Source organism: Streptomyces pacificus (assembly GCF_011766325.1).
Taxonomy (GTDB): Bacteria; Actinomycetota; Actinomycetes; order Streptomycetales; family Streptomycetaceae; genus Streptomyces; species Streptomyces pacificus.
Map to the genome: position 1 here is coordinate 82491 of NZ_BLLG01000007.1, position 16102 is coordinate 98592.

Consider the following 16102-nt stretch of genomic DNA (forward strand, 5'->3'; position numbering starts at 1 on the left):
AAGCTAGCTATGTTGCTTGCAAAGATTCAGTCGGAATCGTACGTTTCTGGTCTGGCACTGCTGCTCGACACCATCGGTCCGCAGTGCACACCGATGTCACAGGGGGTAGACCATGACGACTACAGAGCAGGGGATGACACACGACGAGCTGATGCACCTACCCGTCGCCGTCCCGCTGGAGACCGCAAACCGTGCGCTGCACCTCGGCCGCACGACCGGGTATCACCTCGCCCGGACCGGCCGGTACCCCGTGCGGGTCCTGCGACACGGACGGGCGTACAAGGTGTCGCGCTATGACCTGCACCGAAACCTCGGCATCGAGGCGGACACACCGGCCGACGGGGGAGCCTAGGCAGGAACGCCCCCGCCCGCCGGGCCTTGAGGGCGCGACGGGCGGAGACATCGGGTTGACCGTGGTCTACGACCAACCGTGCTCGGTGAGCGGCTCGGCGTCCTTGAGATAGCCGAGCAGCCCGGCGGCGGGGTACTCGATGATGTCCTCGGGCAGCTCGTGCACGGACCACCATCGCAGGTCGAGGCACTTCTCGGGCTCGCGGTTCACCGGCTCGCCCGTCCACGTGGTGGCCAGGAAGAACAGACCGATTCGCTCGGTGTCGGCGTCCTGCTTGTGGTGCACGACGTGCACGAGCCGCAGGTGCTCGGGGTCGACCTCGACGCCGGTCTCTTCGAGCAGCTCACGCGCGGCACCCGAGGTGAGCGGCTCGCCGGCGTCGAGCTTGCCCGAGGGGGCGTGCCACCGGCCGTAGCCGTACGGCCCCCCGCGCTGCGACAACAGCACCTTGTCGCCATCACGCAGAATCACGTGCGTGTCGATCACGGGGGTTGCGAGTGCTGCGTTCATGAGTTCACCGTGCGGTCGTCGGGGTCGGTGGGGTTGTCGACGCTACCCCCGGATGGGGGCAGCGCGTCGGCGATTCGCTTCGCTACATCCGTAGGGGTGGCGTCGGTCGAGTCGAGCACGAGCACCTCGACGCCGAGGGTCATCAAAGTCTGTGCGGCCTCGCGGTAGAGCGCGACCTCGCGGGCGGGCCCGTCGGGGTCGTCATGGAAGCGGTGGCGCTTCCCGCGCTCAGCGAGACGGGCCGCGATGCTTGCCGGGTCCGCAGTGAGGATCACGGCCAGGTCGGGCAGCAGGATGTGCCGGTTCAAGGCGAGCACGAACGGCTCGGGTACGCCGTCGAGCTGCTGGAGAACGAGACTCGACGCGAGGTAGCGGTCACAGATCACGGTCTCGCCGGCCTTGAGCAGCGGATCGAGCTCGACCTCGATGTGCTCATACCGGTTCGCGGCGACGAGACAGGCGAGGGCGCGGCCGTGAATGTGGTTCGCCTTGGCCCGGGTGAACTCGCCGAGCTCGCTCGTCGAGGGCTCCGTCGTCGTGTGAACACGTCTTCTGCGGTCGACGAGCAGGCGGCCGAGCTCGGCGACCGTGGTCGACTTCCCGACCGCGCTCGGGCCGTCGACCGTGACGAACAGGCCGGGGTGGACGGTCACGCGGCGACCCCCAGACGGTTGCGGTCGTGCTGCTCGCGGGTGAGCTCGGCGAGCGTCGCGCGGAGCTTCGGGAGAGGGACGGTCCCGAACTGGACGCCGACCGAGAAATTGAACTCGTCGCGGGCGCGCATCGACTCGTCGGCGCCGTCGGCGGTCAGGTCGACGTCGGAGTACGCGAGCAGTGTGTCGGGCTCGTGTCCGGCGTCGGTGAGCGTCTTCCAGATCGGCGTACCGGGGTAGGGCCGGAACTCGAACACGCTCGCCCGAAAGCGGCCCGCTCCGTACCGGTCGGCGATGGCCCACAGGTTGTGGATGTGGCGCACCGTGGCGTCGAGGTCTTCCTGCTCCTCCCCGGGGTACCCGAGGATGAAATAGCCCTTCACACCGATGCCGCGCGCGAGCAGCCGGGCGGCGACCTGCTCGGTCATCTTGGCGGTAATCCGCTTGTCCATGCCGGCGAGCACGCGGTCGCTGCCCGACTCGATGCCGAGGGCGACCTCGCGCAGCCCGTTCGCCTTGAGGGTGTCGAGCATGGCGTCGTCGAGGCGGTCGAACACGTTGATCCGTCCGGTGGCGTCCCACACGTACCGGTCGCCGATCCGGTGTCGGGTGAACGCTTCCATCTGCGGCACGATCACCCGCTTCGCACCGAGGAACAGATCGTCGACGAAACGGTACGCGGTGGTGCCGTAGGTCTCGTGCAGGTGGTCGAGCTCGTCGACGATGCCCTCGGGCGACCGGGGGCGGATCTTGACGTCGGGGTTCGCCGACACGGCGGCACCGCAGAACCCGCAGTCGTACGGGCACCCGCGCGATCCGACGATGTTCGCCTCGGTCCGGCCGTCGTCAGCGATGTACGGATCTTGCGGCAGGAACGCGCGGTTCACGAGCGGTAGCGCGTCGATGTCCGGGCTCAGCCAGTCGGCGGCCCTGTCGCGGGCGATGCCGGCGGCGTGCGTGCCGAGCAGCCGGTCGCGCCACATCACCCCGGGCAACTCGGCGCGGCGGCGCTCGTCGGCCAGTAGCGCGGCGACTCGGGGCTCGCCCTCGCCGATCACCAGGGCGCGCAGGTTGCCCATACGCGGATCGTCGAGGATGCGGGCGGGCATCGCGCGGGCGTGGTGCCCACCGACCATGAGCGAGATACCGGGGTCGAGCCCGGCGGAGATCCGGGCCGACATCTCGTACGTGGGGGCGAGCAGGTTCATCCCCACCCAACGGGGCCGGACGCCGTTGATCAGGCGCGCGGTTTCGTCGACGCCGAGCCCCTGCGCCTCGGCGTCCAGTACACCCACGTTGAAACCGGCCTGCTGCGCATAGGTGGCGATGTACGCCATCCCGAGCACGGGCAGGGTGTAGTCGTTCGTTCGGGGCCGCAGGGCGTAGTCGCGGAGCGGCGCATTCACGAACAAGGCGTCGAGCACCCGGTTCGGGTCGGCGCCGGCGATCAGGTCAGATGCTGCTCGGTCCTCCGTGGCCGTTAAGGTCATTGCTCCCCCACGTGAGAGTGAAAAGGGTCAGGGCGTGCAGTTGCGTGCGTGCGGGCGCCCATCGGCGCCACATGGACTCGAACTCACTGTCAGAGCTCGGGAAATCGAGTGCGGGGGCCGCTTTCCGGGCCCACGTGCGCACGGCGAGGTCGCCGTGCGGGTAGATCGAAAAGTCGCCGGTGAAGTCGGCCGCGGCGGCTGCTGCGGTCCATGGCCCGATGCGGCGCACCTCGACGAGCTCTTTGATCAGGCTTTCGGGGTCGAGAGTGGCCCAGTGCTCGCCCCGGTCGAGGTACGCCTCGGCGGCGGCACGCAGGGCGTTGCGGTTGAACTTCGCCCCGACGGCGGCGAATCCGTCGTCGGAGATCCCGAGCACGGTCTCGGGAGTGGGCACGGTTGCGAACTCGCCGGCCGCCGTGGCGAGCGTGCGCCCGTAGGCGGTGTAGAACGCCCGGTGCTTGCGCGCGGCCTGCTTTGCAGTCACGACCTGGCGGAGAATGGCGGTCACGATCGCATCCCACAACGACGGGTTGGTGAGACGGGCAACCGTGCCGAGGCGCACCAACTCGTCGAACAGTGGCGCGGCTTGCTCGGGGGCGGCGGGTAGCTCGATCGGTGATGTGTAGGCGACTGGCGGCTGCTCGGCGGCGGGGTCGCCCGTAACGGGCCACAGGGCGAGGTGTTCGCTCCGGTGGTTCCAGACGGCGAGCCATGCGGCGCCCCCATGCTCGACGAGACGGGCGCGTTCCTCCTTGGCGGTCGTCTGCCATGCGGGGTGTTCAGTGATGATCTTCGTGCTCATGGGCTCAATTCCGGTCGAGGGGCCGCGGGTTAGAGGGCGCGATGACGGCGTGCGTGCGCAGTTCGAGGAAGCGCACGGGGGTAATCGTCCACTCGACGACCGCCCCACTCCCCACTACCACGGTGAACCCGCAGCGCGTGCCCGAGTTGAGCAGAGCGAGGGCGTGCAGCCATCCCGACTCGGCCCACTCGACCGCCCGTTCGACCTCGTGCGGGGTCATCCCGAGCATGTGAGCCGTGCACATCTGAACGCGCAATGCCCGTATGGCGGCACGCGGCGTCGGAAACACGCGCGGCTGATCGAGCGGCGAGGCCCTGCGCGCGTACTGCGAGTCGTACCGCAGCACCTCGAACAGAAACCCGTGTTCGACGAGTGCCTCGGCCTGCTGGGGATGGCTGGACAACCTTGCCCCGTTGACGGTGATCACACCGGCTGGCGCGCTCATTCCCTCACCCTCCGGACGCGGTTACATGGTTGCCCCTGTCCGGCAGTGAGGTGGAAGTGCGCCGGCCAGGGTGGACCCTCGGAGGTTCTCCCTAACAGGCGTGCGAATAGGGAGCTTTCGGCGTATACAGGTGCGACGTCGCCGCGTCGCAGAGTGACCGTAGCGCCACGCATAATGAGGTTGCAAGGGTGGACCGGTACAATCATGCAGACTGGCCTATGCAAAACCCCCCGACCCTGGTCAGGCGGGGGGTGTGAGGTCTTGCGGCGTCGGGGGGTAGCGGCTGGCTAGTTGACGAAGTGGTCGAACTCGCCGGCCTTGACGCCCTTGATGAACGCTTCGAGCTTCTCGGGCGACGTGGTGATGATGCTCGCCGGGTCGTCGCTCTCGCACAGCAGGATCACGCCCTCGTGCTTGGCGACGTGCAGGCACTGCTCGCCCCCGCCCCCGGAGAAACTCGACTTCTGCCAGTTGAATTCGCTGTTCATCCCTGATTTCTCACAGTTCTCTTGCGATGTGGTGAATGAAACTTCGCGACTCGTCGGGGTCGAGTGAGGTCTGCTCGGCGAACTTGAGCAGGGCTCTGTACCGGTCGAGGTTCGCGGCGGTGTCCAGGAAGCGACCGCCGAACGGCGTGTCGATGTGGACGGTGTCCAGTTGCGGGACCGCACCGGCCGCGTACATCACGGTCTGCGTGACCTCGATGAAGTCGTCGGCGGTGAAGGGGATCACGCGGAGCGTGATCCACTCCTGCTCGGATGCCTGTAGAAGGTGTTCGAGCTGCGCTCGGGTTACCTTCCGGCCTCCGACTCGCATACGCAGTGCGGCCTCATGCACGGTCGCCTCGAATCGTGGCGGAGTGTCACGGTCGAAGATCGCTCGGCGCTTCATGCGATGTTCGACTCGGGCGTCGACTTCTTCCCCCGGTACCTGCGGGATGACACCTGCGAACAGCGCTCGTGCGTAGTCCTCGGTCTGCAAGACACCGGGGAACGTCATGGGCTGGAGGCATTGAAGGCCGGTCGCGTGATGTTCGAGTTCGGCGATGTCGAGAAAGCCCGGGGCGAGGATGCCGCGATAGTCGTCCCACCAGTGCGTGCCTCGCCGCTCGGCAGAGATGACGCACAGCGCGGCGAGCAGGGCGTCGTCGTCGCACTGGTAGAACGTGAACAACCTGCGGATTCGCTCGTCGCTGATCCCGAGTCGGCCGGCCTCGATGTTGCTGATCCTGGCCGCATCGGTAGAGAGCAAGCCCGCAGCATCTCGTGCGGTCATGCCGGCGCGCTCGCGTAGCTTCCGCAGCTCGGCGCCCAAGCGAACCTGTCGGGCGGTCGGATTGTCCCTCGGCGGCATGTGTCCCTTCCCCTTGTCCTACCAGAGTTTGCCGGTTGCGGCGGCATGGGTCCACCCACGCAACCTGTCGGGGGTGCAGGGTTGCACCGGTCCAACCTTTTCCCCTATGGTCCTGGCAGCACCGCGCCACGCCAGTAAGCCCGAAGTGCAGCCGTTGCGCACGCATTTGCGCGCCCCGGGGACGGCCAAGCCACGCATGGCGAGCGCGAGCTCAGACAGCGTTGGGAGACGACGAAATGACGACCGCAGCCTTAGCACCTCCCGCACAACCGCCCGAGCAGAACGCGAGCTACAGGTTCACCGCGCCCCGATTGCCGAGCACGCCCGCTCTCGCCCGGCACCGGGTCGCCGACCTGCTGCGCTTCGGCGGGCGCGCGCACCTCGCCGAGCGCGCCGAACTCTGCACGTCCGAGGTGGCCACGAACGCGTACCTGCACACCGCCTCGCCTCTGATGACGGTAGAGGTGTCGCTCTCGACCGAGGGCGTAACCGTCTGCGTGCACGATGGCGCCCCGGGACGTAAACACCCGGCGGGGCAAGCCGGTGTGGAAGCAGAACCCCTCCACCGGCAAGTGGGAACTCGTCGCGGACGCCTGGCACATCGGCTTCGTCGACGCGATCGGCGGACGCGGTCTGTTCGGCCAGGTCGAGGGCCGCAACTCCGCCTCCGTCGCAGACTGGCTCACCTCCCAGCCCGCATCCTGGCGCGAGCAGGTCCGCTACGTCGCCATCGACCTGTGCTCCACCTTCCGCGCAGCCGTCCACCGGGCGCTGCCCCACGCGGCCGTGGTCGTGGACTGCTTCCATGTCGTGCAGCTCGCCCAGCGCCACCTCGCCGACCTGCGCCGCCGTCTCGCCTGGAAGCAGCACGGCCGCCGGGCCCGCAAGGGCGACAGCATCTACACCGTCCGCAAACTCCTGCGCCGCAACAAGGAAGACCTCACCGAGGATCAACGCACCATCCGCAAGGTCGAGTTGGACCACTTGGGCACCTACGGCCGACAGATCCACGCGGCATGGAAGGCCAAGGAACTGCTGCGTGACCTCCTCGGCCTGGCCGTCAGCCGTACCTACGTCACCCCCGACCGCTCCACGATCTCCGTCGCCCGCCACCGCTTCTTCGCCCACGTCGCCGACCACGCATACCTGCCCGAACTCGTCACCCTTGCCGAGACCGTCGAGCAGTGGTGGGACGGCATCGAGACCTACCTGATCACCGGTTCACCAACGCTGCCTCCGAAGGCAACAACCGCCTCATCAAGCTCGAAGCGCGTAACGCCTTCGGCTTCAGGAACCGAGAGAACCAACGTCTGCGCTCACGCTGTGCAACCACTCGGCGGAGCCGACGGGAGGCGCACCCCCACTAAATTCGAAGACCCGAATTGGTTCAGGGTGATTCCGGCGCCGCCCTGCTCGGTCGGCGGGATGTTGAGAAGGGTCCAGATTTCCCGGTCGTCGTCAAAGCTTGCGCCGCGGCCGGGCCCGTGGTCGCGCAGGTACCCGTCGGGGACGAGCAGCCGTGCGCGGGCGAGCCGCAGGTCGCGAATCCATGACGTCCATGTCGTATCGAGCGCGTCGAACAAGTCGTACAGGGGAGCGCTGTAGTCGCTGCGCCCGAACGGCGAGCCGCGGTGCTTGCGGTGGGGCCGGATGTTGGGGCAGTAGGCGGCGGTCAGCAGGTCGATACCGGTCTCGATCGCGTCGCCGTCGGGGCCGAGCGAGTCGGCGAGGGCGGCGACCTCGGGGTGCTCGGTGAGCGGCACCCGCACGCCGAGGCTCTCGGCCGACCCCTGATAGAGCCCGTGCTCGATCCGGCCCGGGGAGTGCCGTTCGAGGTGGCGCCACACCGTGCATTGAGCGGACGCGGCGACGGCGGCGGGAGCGGGCCGCGCGGGTGTCGGCGGTCCCAGCCATGGTCCCAGTCGTGGTCCCAGTGGGCCCGATCCGGCATTCCCCGGTCCCCGCGGCTCGGACGGGGGAGGGGCAGGAGGCCCACGGCTGCTGTGCCCGGCGGGGGGCGGTGCCTCCGGTCGGGCCGCACGGCACCGCGCCCCGCACCCGTGAGGACGGGGGCGGGGCGCGGCGAAGCTGCGGGTCAGCGGTTGGCGCAGATCACGTACACCGAGATGCCCACGTCGCCGTAGCGGTTCTGGCGGCCGAGGCCGATCCAGCCCCGTCCGTCGTCGGTCGGGAACGAGCCGACCAGGATCGCGTCGCTGCCCTGGGCCTCCGCGCCGCCGCTGATGGCCACCTTCCCGCCCGGGCAGTAGGCCACCCGCCGCTGGAAGTTCGGCACGTTCTGGTTCGGCAGCTTGATGACCTGGTACCCGTCGATCGCCGCCTGGGCGGCCGGGGCCGCCTTCGGCTCGGCAGGCGCCTTGCCGTCCGCCGCCTGTGCCCAGCCGACACCCGACACCAGGGCCAGCGCCAGCGCACCCGCACCGAGAGCCTTCTTGCCTCGCATCCTGCTCCTCAAGCCTTGTGGGGTCCCGCCTGCCGGGACCCGCGGCGCCCGCCACTCTGCCATCCCGAACTACCCCAAAAAGCCATTCATCAGGGCAAACACCCGAAATGAATGACAAGGAGGCATGGGGGGCGCGTACATGGGATGCCCGAGCGCCCCGCGTGCGTCGGACACGTCGACCGGCGGGGCGCAACCGAGGCAGGAACCCGTCCGGGAGGGGGAGACGGGGGCCTACGGGGCGAGCCCGCGCGGCGTCGCGCCGTACCGTGCCCGCCGGCTGCTGCTCCCGGCGGCTGCGAGGCTTCGCCCGGCACCCGGTAGGCGACCGGGGTGACCGGGGTGACCGGGACGGCTGAGGCGGTCGAGGCGGTTGAGGCGGTCGAGGCGGCTGAGGCGGCTGAGGGGAGGACCGAGAGGAAGGCCGCGCGGAGGGCGGACCGATGAGTTCTCCAGCCCGGCGCGGTCTGATCGCACAGCGGAACGAGCGGTCGACGGAACGGAGACGGGGAGAATGCCGGAAATTGGCGCGAAAGCCGCGGTCGTGAAGTCGACGACGGTCTCGGGCGACGGGACGGAGATCGCCTTCGAGCGGTCAGGCAGCGGTCCGGCCGTGATCCTGGTCTCGTCGGCGCTGGCCGACCGGTCCGATGCCGCGAAGCTCGCCGGCCTGCTGTCACAGCACTTCACCGTGATCAACTATGACCGCCGCGGCCGGGGTGCCAGCGGAGACGGCGCGGACTACGCCGTCGGGCGCGAGGTGGAGGACATCGCGGCGCTCATCGGCGAAGCCGAAGGCCCGGTCTCGGTGTTCGGCAGTTCCTCCGGCGCCGTGCTGGCGCTGCGCGCGGCCGCGGCGGGGCTGGAGATCCGGCGGCTGGCACTGTACGAGCCGCCCTTCGTGGTCGACGACGACGGTTTCGGACCGCCCCCGGGCTTCGCACGGCGCATCGACGAACTGATCGCCCAGGACCGGCGAGGCGACGCGGTGAGGTACTTCATGACCCGGGCCCAGGCGATGCCGTGGTTCGTCGCGGCCTCCATGCGGTTCGTGCCGGGTGTCTGGCCGAACCTCAAGGCGCTGGCCCACACGCTGCCGTACGACATCGCGGTCATGGGCGACACCCAGCAGGGCAAGCCGCTGGAAGCGGACGTGTGGTCGGCCGTGAAGGCCCGGACGCTCGTTCTCACCGGAGGCAAGAGCGCCGCGGGGTTCCAGCGCGCCGCGCGGGCACTGGCGGGCGTGCTGCCCGACGGTGGGCATCGGACGCTCGACGGCCTCAACCACGGTGCCGTGGTGATGGCTCCCGGGAAGCTCGCACCGGGTCTCGTGGACTTCCTGCGGAGCTGACCCCGTGCCCCCGGGGCGGGCGGCGCGCTGCGGCGCACGGTGCGGACGGCCCGCCGCCCGCGCCGGTGTCCGCCCGCCGCGCGTACCGGTATCGGCCCGCTCCGTGCACGGCTGCCGGCCGGCCTCGCTCCGTGCACGGCTGCCGGCCGGCCCCGCACCGGGTGCCGGACGGGGTTCCCGTGGGCGCGCCCGGGCCGGGGCGTGGCGGCCGCGTCGGCGGGCGGGGCGGTCGGACCCCTTCCCGTCCGTCGTCCACGGGGGGCCGGGCACGCGGGCGGGCGGAAGGCGGCCCATGCGGCTCAGGGCAGGCGCGGGAAGCGTGCCTGGAGGTCCCAGAGCACGGGGTTGCCGCCCAGCGCCTCGTGCATGTCGGTGAGATCGGCGACCAGATCGTGCAGAAAGTCCCGTGCCTCCCGCCGCAGTTCGCCGTGGTTGACGGTGAGCGGTGCCTCGTCGCCGGGCCTCCATTCGGCCTCCACGTCGACCCAGCCGAAGCGGCGCTCGAAGAGCATGCGGTCGGTCGATTCGGTGAAGTCGATCTCCGCGTACTGCGGTTGCGATGCCCGGCTGCCCTTCGGGTCCCGGTCCAGCCGCTCCACGGTGTCGCACAGCGCCCAGGCGAAGTCGAGCACCGGCACCCACCCCCAGGCCGTGGACACCTCCAGGTCCGCCCGGGTGTCCGCGAGGTAGACGTCACCGCAGAAGAGGTCGTGGCGCAGGGCGTGGACGTCCGCGGTCCGGTAGTCGGTCTGCGGAGGGTCCGGGAAGCGCCGGGAGAGGGAGTAGCCGATGTCGAGCACGCTCCGATGGTGCCACGGCGCAGCGGCTCGCCCGTATGTGCGGGCGGACGGCCGTGGATTCCGGGTGGGGCCCGCGCTCCGGGCCGGGAGTGCCGCCCGCGCGAAGGAGCTCCGCCGGGGCGCCGCCCGTTCCCCAGTGCGCCGGGCCCGACCTCATCGGACTTTCCCCACCTAGGATCGCCCCGTGGACCAGCGATCCTCCCTCCGCGCCCTGGCACCCGTCGCCGCCCTCCTCCTGCTGACGGCATCGGCATGCACGGGGAGCGGAGAGGGCACCGGCACCGGCGGCACACCCGGAGCCCGAGGGCTGCGCGATCCGTACTTCCCCGGGCAGGGCAACGGCGGGTACGACGTACAGCACTACGGCCTCGCCCTCGACTACGAGCCGAAGCCCAACCGGCTCAGCGGCACCGCCACCCTCACCGCCCGCGCCACCCAGGACCTCAGCGCCTTCAATCTCGATCTGCACGGCCTGGCCGTCGACGGCGTGACCGTGAACGGCGTCCCGGCCGGAGTCGGCCGCGCCGGCGATGAACTCACCGTCCGTCCGCGCGGGGTCGTCGGCGACGGCAGCACCTTCCGGACCGTCGTGCGCTACTCGGGCAGCCCGCGGAGCGTCACGGGCCCGGACGGCTCCGAGGAGGGCTGGCTGAGGACCGAGGACGGAGCCATCGCGCTGGGCGAGCCGCAGGGGTCGATGGCATGGTTCCCCGGCAACCACCACCCCAGCGACAAGGCCGCCTACGACATCACCGTCACCGTGCCGAAGGGGCTGACCGCGGTCTCCAACGGGGAACTCAGGTCCCGGCGGCCGGCGGCCGGAGGCAGCAGGACCACCTTCGCCTGGCACTCGCCCGAGCCCATGTCGAGCTATCTCGCGACCGTGGGTATCGGCGAGTACGACGTCAGGACCTCACGTCCCGGGGGAGGCGTCCCCGAGTTCACCGCCGTCGACAGGACCGTCGCGGCGCGGAGCGAGAAGGTGCGTACCCGCATCCCCGTGGTGCTGCGGTGGGCGCAGAGGAACTTCGGCCCCTACCCCTTCTCGTCCACCGGGGCGATCGTCGAGCGCGCGGACGACGTGGACTACGCACTGGAGACGCAGACGCGGCCCGTGTACCCGGCCGGTGCCTTCAACGAGGAGTTCCTCGTGCACGAGCTGGCCCACCAGTGGTACGGCAACTCGGTCTCGCCGAAGCAGTGGAAGGACGTGTGGCTGAACGAGGGCTTCGCGACCTACGCGGAGTGGCTGTACGACGAGGAGTTCAGGGACGTCCCGGCGCAGAGGCGTTTCGAGGAGGAGTTCCAGGACGACGGAAACTGGGCCTTCCCGCCCTCCGAACCGCCGAAGGACGACCTCCTGGGCGCGCCGGTGTACGGGCGCGGGGCGATGGTCCTCCACAAGGTCCGGCAGGCCGTCGGCGAGGATGCCTTCTTCGGCCTGTTGAAGAGCTGGGCACGGGAGCACCGTCACGGCAACGCGTCCACGGAGGACTTCACCGCCCATGTGGAGGAGAGGTCGGGCAAGGACCTGTCGGGGCTGTGGGACGTCTGGCTCCATGGCGACGGCAGGCCCGCGGAGCGGTAGCACCCGCCGGTCCCCGGCTGCTCCCCGGCCGGTCCCCGACGGGTCCGTCTGCTCCGTCTGCTCCGTCTGGTCCTTCTGCTCCGTCTGGTCCTGTCCGTCCCTCGCCGTTCACGCCGGCCGGTGGCGTCGCGGTGATCCGTGGCGGCTGCCGCGGGCAGACCCCGGACCGCGGGCGGACACGCCGGAGGTCCCGGCCGGGACGGCGGCCGGGACCTCCGGGGGCGCGTGCGTCAGACGTTGACGCCGAAGTCCTGCGCGATGCCGACCAGACCCGAGGCGTAACCCTGGCCGACCGCGCGGAACTTCCACTCCGTGCCGTTGCGGTACAGCTCGCCGAAGACCATCGCGGTCTCGGTGGCGGCGTCCTCGCTGAGGTCGTAACGGGCGATCTCGGTGCCGCCCGCCTGGTTCACGACGCGGATGTAGGCGTTGCGCACCTGGCCGAAGTTCTGGCCGCGGTTCTCGGCGTCGTAGATGGACACCGGGAAGACGATCTTGTCGACGTCCGGGGCGAGCCCGGACAGGTTGACGTTGATCTGCTCGTCGTCGCCGCCGCCCTCGCCGGTGCGGTTGTCGCCGGTGTGGACGATGGACTGGTCCGGCGTCGACTTGTTGTTGAAGAAGACGAAGTGGCCGTCGGAGACGACCTTCCCGCCGCCGTCGACCGCGATCGCGGATGCGTCGAGGTCGAAGTCGGTGCCGGTGGTGGTACGGACGTCCCAGCCGAGGCCCACCGTGACGGCGGTCAGGCCCGGTGCCTCCTTGGTGAGCGAGACGTTGCCGCCCTTGGACAGGCTTACGGCCATGAGGAGGTCCCTTTCCTCGTCGAGTGCAGTGCCGGTCGGGCTTCGTGCGTTTCCGAAGCTACCGTTACCGTCCCCAACGCGGGCGGAGTGCCACCAGGTTCCCCGTCTCCGGTGAAAAGTACGTGACGTGCTCGCCCGCGGGGGCGACCATGGGACGTATGTCCGGGCCCTATGTCGTTCGCGGCTCGGTCTCCCTGCCGGAGGCCGAGCTCATGTGGCGTTTCTCGCGCTCGTCGGGCCCTGGAGGCCAGCATGTCAACACGAGCGACTCCCAGGTGGAGTTGCGCTTCGACCTGGCGGCGACGAAGGCACTGCCGGCCGTGTGGCAGGCGCGGGCCCTGGAGCGCCTCGCGTCCCGGCTGAACGGCGGTGTGCTCAGCGTCCGCTCGTCGGAGCACCGCTCCCAGTGGCGCAACCGGGAGGCGGCGGCGGTCCGTCTGGCGGCGCTCCTCGCGGAGGCCACCGCGCCTGAGCCGAGGCGGCGCCGGCCCACGAAGGTGCCGCGCGGCATCAACGAACGCCGTCTGCGTGAGAAGAAGCGCCGGGGGGAGACCAAGCGCGGACGGAGCGCCCGCGACTGGTAGCCGGGGCCCGCGGCCGGAACGACCGCCGCGGGTTCCGGTCGGGCCCGGCACGGCGGCGCCCGGACACCGGGCCTCAGCCCAGGTGCCGGTAGCGCCCGCGGAAGTACGTCAGGGGGCCGCCGTCCGCGCTGGGCACTTTTGCCCTCAGGACGCGGCCGATCACCAGGGTGTGGTCGCCGGCCTCGACGCGCTGCTCGGTCCTGCACTCGAGGACCGCCAGTGCGCCGCCCATCAGCGGTGCGCCGCACACCTCCCCGCGGGTGTACGCGGTGTCCTCGAAGAGGAGCCGGTCGCTGATGCGCCCCTTCATGGAGAAGCGGCCCGCGATGTGCCGCTGGCTCTCGGAGAGCAGCGACGCGCCCCACATGGGCTGCTCGGCCAGCAGGTCGTCCATGCGTGAGCCGTTGCGCAGGCTCACGAGCACGAGCGGGGGGTCGAGCGAGACGGACATGAACGCCGTCGCGGTCATGCCGACGTCCTCCCCGCGCGGCCCGTCCTCCGCCAGGGGCGGTTCGTGCGCCGTGATCAGCACCACTCCGGCGGCCAGCCGGGACATCGCGGCACGGAACTCGTCGTCGCTCACCCCCTCAGCATGGAGGACGGTCGCGGTACTCGGGGCGGCACTCGTCTGGGACACGGCCGCACGGTAGCCGCGTCCCGCGCCCGGCCGCATCGGGCCAGAGGACCAGCCGGGGCCTAGGACCCCGGCAGGGGCCGCCGAGGTCGGCAGGGGCCGCCGAGGTCGGCACCCGGGCCGCTCCCCGCCGGCGCCGTGCGGTTCCGCGGGATTCCCGCTCGTCCCACCGGGTTTGCGATCCGGAAGGGCGGAACGCGCCCTCCGGGGCGCCCCCACCGCCATGCCGTCCCCATCATCATCTGATGTGACTTGAGTCACAGAGGACGGTAATTGTTGACCCTGTGTACCGGGTGGACAGCTCGCTGTGATTCAGTGGCGGGAACACTGCGTCAATCGGATGCAATCAGTGGAGTCGGCGAGGAACCCGGAGTCAGCTGTTCGAGGTCTCGGGGAGAGCGAGCGATGGAGACCGAGTCGGAGCCGTACGTCCGTCTTGCGACCCTGAGGCAGCTGCATCAGGTCGTGGCGGACCTCAACACGGCCCGCAGTCTGGCGGACACGCTGCAGACCGTCGCCGACGGCATCGTGGCCGGGCTCGGGTACGAGCTGGCATGCGTCAACCTCGTCCGCCCCGACGGGGATCTCGTCGTCGCGGCCTTCGCCGGGAACACGGCGGCGGAGGCCCTGATCACCGGGCGGGTCGGCTCCCGTGCCTCCTGGGAGCGCCGGCTCGGCATGGGCGAGGCCTGGGGTGAACTGCGCTTCATACCGCACACCGAGGGCTGGGTGCTGCTGGAGGACGACGTTCCGCAGTGGTACACGGAGGGCCCCGACCCGCGCTTCGAGGGCGAGTGGCACCCCCAGGACCGGCTCTACGCGCCGATGTACACCTCGGGCGGGAACCGCGAACTGCTCGGCGTCATATCCGTCGACAAGCCCCGCAACGGACGCCTTCCGGGTGCCTGGGGCCAGGAAGCGCTCCAGATGTACGCGTCGCAGTCGGCGATTGCGATCAGCAACGCCCGGCTCCGGGCAAACATGCAGCGCGCGCTGGTGCGGCTGGAGCGCGAGCAGCAGGCCCTGCGTGCGAGTGAGGAGTCGTTCCGGCAGGCGTTCGAGTACGCGCCGAGCGGCATGGCGATCGCGGAGCTGGGCGGCGACCAGCACGGCCGCCTGCTCCGTGCCAATGACGCACTCTGCCGGCTGCTCGGCCGCCCGGCGTCGGCGATGCGCCGCTACTCCTTCGCCGATCTCGTCCACCCGGAGGACATCGGGACACTGCTGCGGACGTCAGCCGAGGGCGGCCGCGCCGAGTTGCGCCTCGGCCGCCGCGACGGCACCTATGTCTGGGTCTCGCTGCGCAACTCCGTCGTCGCCGACACCACCGACGGCCCCCGCTTCCTGCTCACGCACGTGGAGGACATCGAGGAGCGCAAGCGGCACGAGCTCCACCTCGCGCACCGGGCCAGCCACGACGCGCTGACCGGACTGCCCAACAACGCGGAACTACGCGCCCGGCTCAGCGCCCGGTTGTGCGGGCGCCCCCAGGGCGGGCGGCCTGAGGAGGCCGCCGGCCGCCCCCTGGACGCACGGGACTATCCGTACGACGGCGACCGCGACGGGGGCTACGGCGAGAGCGGCTACGGCTACGGCTACGGCGGGAACGGCGGCTACGGCGGGAACGGCTACGCGGGTGGATTCGACGACGGCGACACGGAGGGGGGCTTCCCCGCCGAGGGGTTCGGCGCCGAGGGCTTCGGCTTCGACCGGCCGGCCGTCCCGTACGACCACCACGTCCATGCCGTCGCGCCCGCCGCGGACGGTGCGCCCGACGACGGTACGAAGGGCCTCGCGGTGCTCTTCTGCGACCTCGACGGCTTCAAGTCGATCAACGACCGGTTCGGGCACAACACCGGCGACGCCGTCCTCATCGAGGTCGCGCGCCGGCTCACCACCGGCGTGCGGGACGGGGACACCGTCGCCCGGCTCGGAGGGGACGAATTCGTCGTCCTCGCCGACGGCCTCGGCGCCGCCGACGCGGCCGACCTGGCCGTTCGCCTGCGGAACGCGATCATTCCGCCGATCCGGGTGGACGGACGGGCGGTCCGGGTAGGGGCGAGCTTCGGGATCGGCTGGGCGGTCTGCGGCATGTCCGTCGAAGAGGTACTGCAGTCCGCCGACCAGCGGATGTACATCGAGAAGCGCTCCAGGGCCAAGGTCCACAGGCGCGCCGGATAGCGGTGGCGGCGGAACCGATCGGGCCCCGAACACCGTCCTTGGGTTAACTCGGAAGGGGTAGGCTCGGCCGGTCGGCGACGGCTGGCGGGCAA

General features: G+C 70.5%; 17 protein-coding genes. 6 read left to right on the forward strand and 11 right to left on the reverse strand.

Translation table 11 applies throughout. The features are described from left to right. Positions 1-112: 112 nt before the first annotated feature. On the forward strand, positions 113-352 hold the full coding sequence (locus SCWH03_RS14240) for an integrase (RefSeq protein ID WP_173264603.1): 240 nt from the start codon (positions 113-115) through the stop codon (positions 350-352). A gap of 66 nt (positions 353-418) precedes the next feature. Here SCWH03_RS14240 and SCWH03_RS14245 read toward each other — a convergent pair whose 3' ends face one another. The 7 genes from SCWH03_RS14245 to SCWH03_RS14275 all read right to left on the reverse strand — a co-directional run bounded on the left by SCWH03_RS14245 (position 419) and on the right by SCWH03_RS14275 (position 5605). Next, positions 419-862: an NUDIX hydrolase gene (locus SCWH03_RS14245; protein WP_173264604.1), complete on the reverse strand. Its 444-nt coding sequence runs from the start codon at positions 860-862 to the stop codon at positions 419-421. Next, positions 859-1515 (reverse strand): dTMP kinase, encoded by a 657-nt coding sequence (gene tmk, locus SCWH03_RS14250; protein WP_173264605.1) that lies wholly within the window; start codon positions 1513-1515, stop codon positions 859-861. Before tmk ends, SCWH03_RS14245 begins: the two co-directional genes overlap by 4 nt. Next, positions 1512-3005, reverse strand: coding sequence for a B12-binding domain-containing radical SAM protein (locus SCWH03_RS14255; protein WP_173264606.1), 1494 nt, complete (start codon positions 3003-3005; stop codon positions 1512-1514). The genes tmk and SCWH03_RS14255 overlap by 4 nt, the downstream gene beginning before the upstream one ends. Next, positions 2968-3807 (reverse strand): DNA glycosylase family protein, encoded by an 840-nt coding sequence (locus SCWH03_RS14260; protein WP_216854747.1) that lies wholly within the window; start codon positions 3805-3807, stop codon positions 2968-2970. The genes SCWH03_RS14255 and SCWH03_RS14260 overlap by 38 nt, the downstream gene beginning before the upstream one ends. A 4-nt stretch (positions 3808-3811) precedes the next feature. Next, positions 3812-4252 carry a hypothetical protein gene (locus SCWH03_RS14265; RefSeq protein WP_173264607.1) on the reverse strand — a complete coding sequence of 147 codons (441 nt, stop codon included), beginning with the start codon at positions 4250-4252 and terminating at the stop codon, positions 3812-3814. Positions 4253-4539: 287 nt separating this feature from the next. Further along, a complete protein-coding gene (locus SCWH03_RS14270; RefSeq protein ID WP_173264608.1) occupies positions 4540-4740 on the reverse strand; it encodes a DUF397 domain-containing protein in 201 nt (66 codons plus the stop codon). 10 nt (positions 4741-4750) lie between these two features. Continuing rightward, positions 4751-5605, reverse strand: a complete 855-nt coding sequence (locus SCWH03_RS14275; RefSeq protein ID WP_173264609.1) for a helix-turn-helix domain-containing protein — start codon at positions 5603-5605, stop codon at positions 4751-4753. Between the two features lie 543 nt (positions 5606-6148). Here SCWH03_RS14275 and SCWH03_RS14280 point away from each other — a divergent pair. Next, positions 6149-7210, forward strand: coding sequence for a transposase (locus tag SCWH03_RS14280; protein WP_173264610.1), 1062 nt, complete (start codon positions 6149-6151; stop codon positions 7208-7210). Positions 7211-7700: 490 nt separating this feature from the next. Here the strand turns inward: SCWH03_RS14280 and SCWH03_RS14285 are convergent, their stop codons facing one another. Then, positions 7701-8069, reverse strand: a complete 369-nt coding sequence (locus tag SCWH03_RS14285) for a hypothetical protein (RefSeq protein ID WP_173264611.1) — start codon at positions 8067-8069, stop codon at positions 7701-7703. Positions 8070-8580: 511 nt separating this feature from the next. Between SCWH03_RS14285 and SCWH03_RS14290 the strand changes: the two genes are divergently transcribed. Further along, on the forward strand, positions 8581-9417 hold the full coding sequence (locus tag SCWH03_RS14290) for an alpha/beta fold hydrolase (protein ID WP_173264612.1): 837 nt from the start codon (positions 8581-8583) through the stop codon (positions 9415-9417). Between the two features lie 299 nt (positions 9418-9716). Here SCWH03_RS14290 and SCWH03_RS14295 read toward each other — a convergent pair whose 3' ends face one another. Continuing rightward, positions 9717-10217: a hypothetical protein gene (locus SCWH03_RS14295; protein ID WP_173264613.1), complete on the reverse strand. Its 501-nt coding sequence runs from the start codon at positions 10215-10217 to the stop codon at positions 9717-9719. A gap of 184 nt (positions 10218-10401) precedes the next feature. Between SCWH03_RS14295 and SCWH03_RS14300 the strand changes: the two genes are divergently transcribed. Beyond that, a complete protein-coding gene (locus SCWH03_RS14300; protein WP_173264614.1) occupies positions 10402-11805 on the forward strand; it encodes a M1 family metallopeptidase in 1404 nt (467 codons plus the stop codon). Positions 11806-12035: 230 nt separating this feature from the next. On the opposite strand, the gene SCWH03_RS14305 is transcribed toward SCWH03_RS14300, so the two are convergent. Next, entirely contained in the window at positions 12036-12611 is a 576-nt protein-coding gene (locus tag SCWH03_RS14305) for a TerD family protein (protein ID WP_173264615.1), read from the reverse strand. A 149-nt stretch (positions 12612-12760) separates the two neighbouring features. On the opposite strand from SCWH03_RS14305, the gene arfB reads away from it, so the two are divergent. After that, a complete protein-coding gene (arfB, locus tag SCWH03_RS14310; RefSeq protein ID WP_173264616.1) occupies positions 12761-13195 on the forward strand; it encodes an alternative ribosome rescue aminoacyl-tRNA hydrolase ArfB in 435 nt (144 codons plus the stop codon). A gap of 73 nt (positions 13196-13268) precedes the next feature. On the opposite strand, the gene SCWH03_RS14315 is transcribed toward arfB, so the two are convergent. Continuing rightward, complete coding sequence (locus SCWH03_RS14315; protein WP_371872677.1) at positions 13269-13868, reverse strand: flavin reductase family protein; 600 nt, start codon at positions 13866-13868, stop codon at positions 13269-13271. A gap of 366 nt (positions 13869-14234) precedes the next feature. On the opposite strand from SCWH03_RS14315, the gene cdgB reads away from it, so the two are divergent. Beyond that, positions 14235-16010: a diguanylate cyclase CdgB gene (gene cdgB, locus SCWH03_RS14320; RefSeq protein WP_173264618.1), complete on the forward strand. Its 1776-nt coding sequence runs from the start codon at positions 14235-14237 to the stop codon at positions 16008-16010. The last annotated feature ends 92 nt before the right edge of the window (positions 16011-16102 follow it).

Coding starts and splice junctions, on each gene's coding strand:
- SCWH03_RS14245 (WP_173264604.1), bottom strand. CDS start 862: ATGAACGCAGCACTCGCAACCCCCGTGATCGACACGCACGTGATTCTG.
- SCWH03_RS14275 (WP_173264609.1), bottom strand. CDS start 5,605: ATGCCGCCGAGGGACAATCCGACCGCCCGACAGGTTCGCTTGGGCGCC.
- SCWH03_RS14290 (WP_173264612.1), top strand. CDS start 8,581: ATGCCGGAAATTGGCGCGAAAGCCGCGGTCGTGAAGTCGACGACGGTC.
- SCWH03_RS14285 (WP_173264611.1), bottom strand. CDS start 8,069: ATGCGAGGCAAGAAGGCTCTCGGTGCGGGTGCGCTGGCGCTGGCCCTG.
- SCWH03_RS14305 (WP_173264615.1), bottom strand. CDS start 12,611: ATGGCCGTAAGCCTGTCCAAGGGCGGCAACGTCTCGCTCACCAAGGAG.
- SCWH03_RS14240 (WP_173264603.1), top strand. CDS start 113: ATGACGACTACAGAGCAGGGGATGACACACGACGAGCTGATGCACCTA.
- SCWH03_RS14315 (WP_371872677.1), bottom strand. CDS start 13,868: ATGCGGCCGGGCGCGGGACGCGGCTACCGTGCGGCCGTGTCCCAGACG.
- arfB (WP_173264616.1), top strand. CDS start 12,761: ATGGGACGTATGTCCGGGCCCTATGTCGTTCGCGGCTCGGTCTCCCTG.
- SCWH03_RS14260 (WP_216854747.1), bottom strand. CDS start 3,807: ATGAGCACGAAGATCATCACTGAACACCCCGCATGGCAGACGACCGCC.
- cdgB (WP_173264618.1), top strand. CDS start 14,235: ATGGAGACCGAGTCGGAGCCGTACGTCCGTCTTGCGACCCTGAGGCAG.
- SCWH03_RS14255 (WP_173264606.1), bottom strand. CDS start 3,005: ATGACCTTAACGGCCACGGAGGACCGAGCAGCATCTGACCTGATCGCC.
- SCWH03_RS14265 (WP_173264607.1), bottom strand. CDS start 4,252: ATGAGCGCGCCAGCCGGTGTGATCACCGTCAACGGGGCAAGGTTGTCC.
- SCWH03_RS14270 (WP_173264608.1), bottom strand. CDS start 4,740: ATGAACAGCGAATTCAACTGGCAGAAGTCGAGTTTCTCCGGGGGCGGG.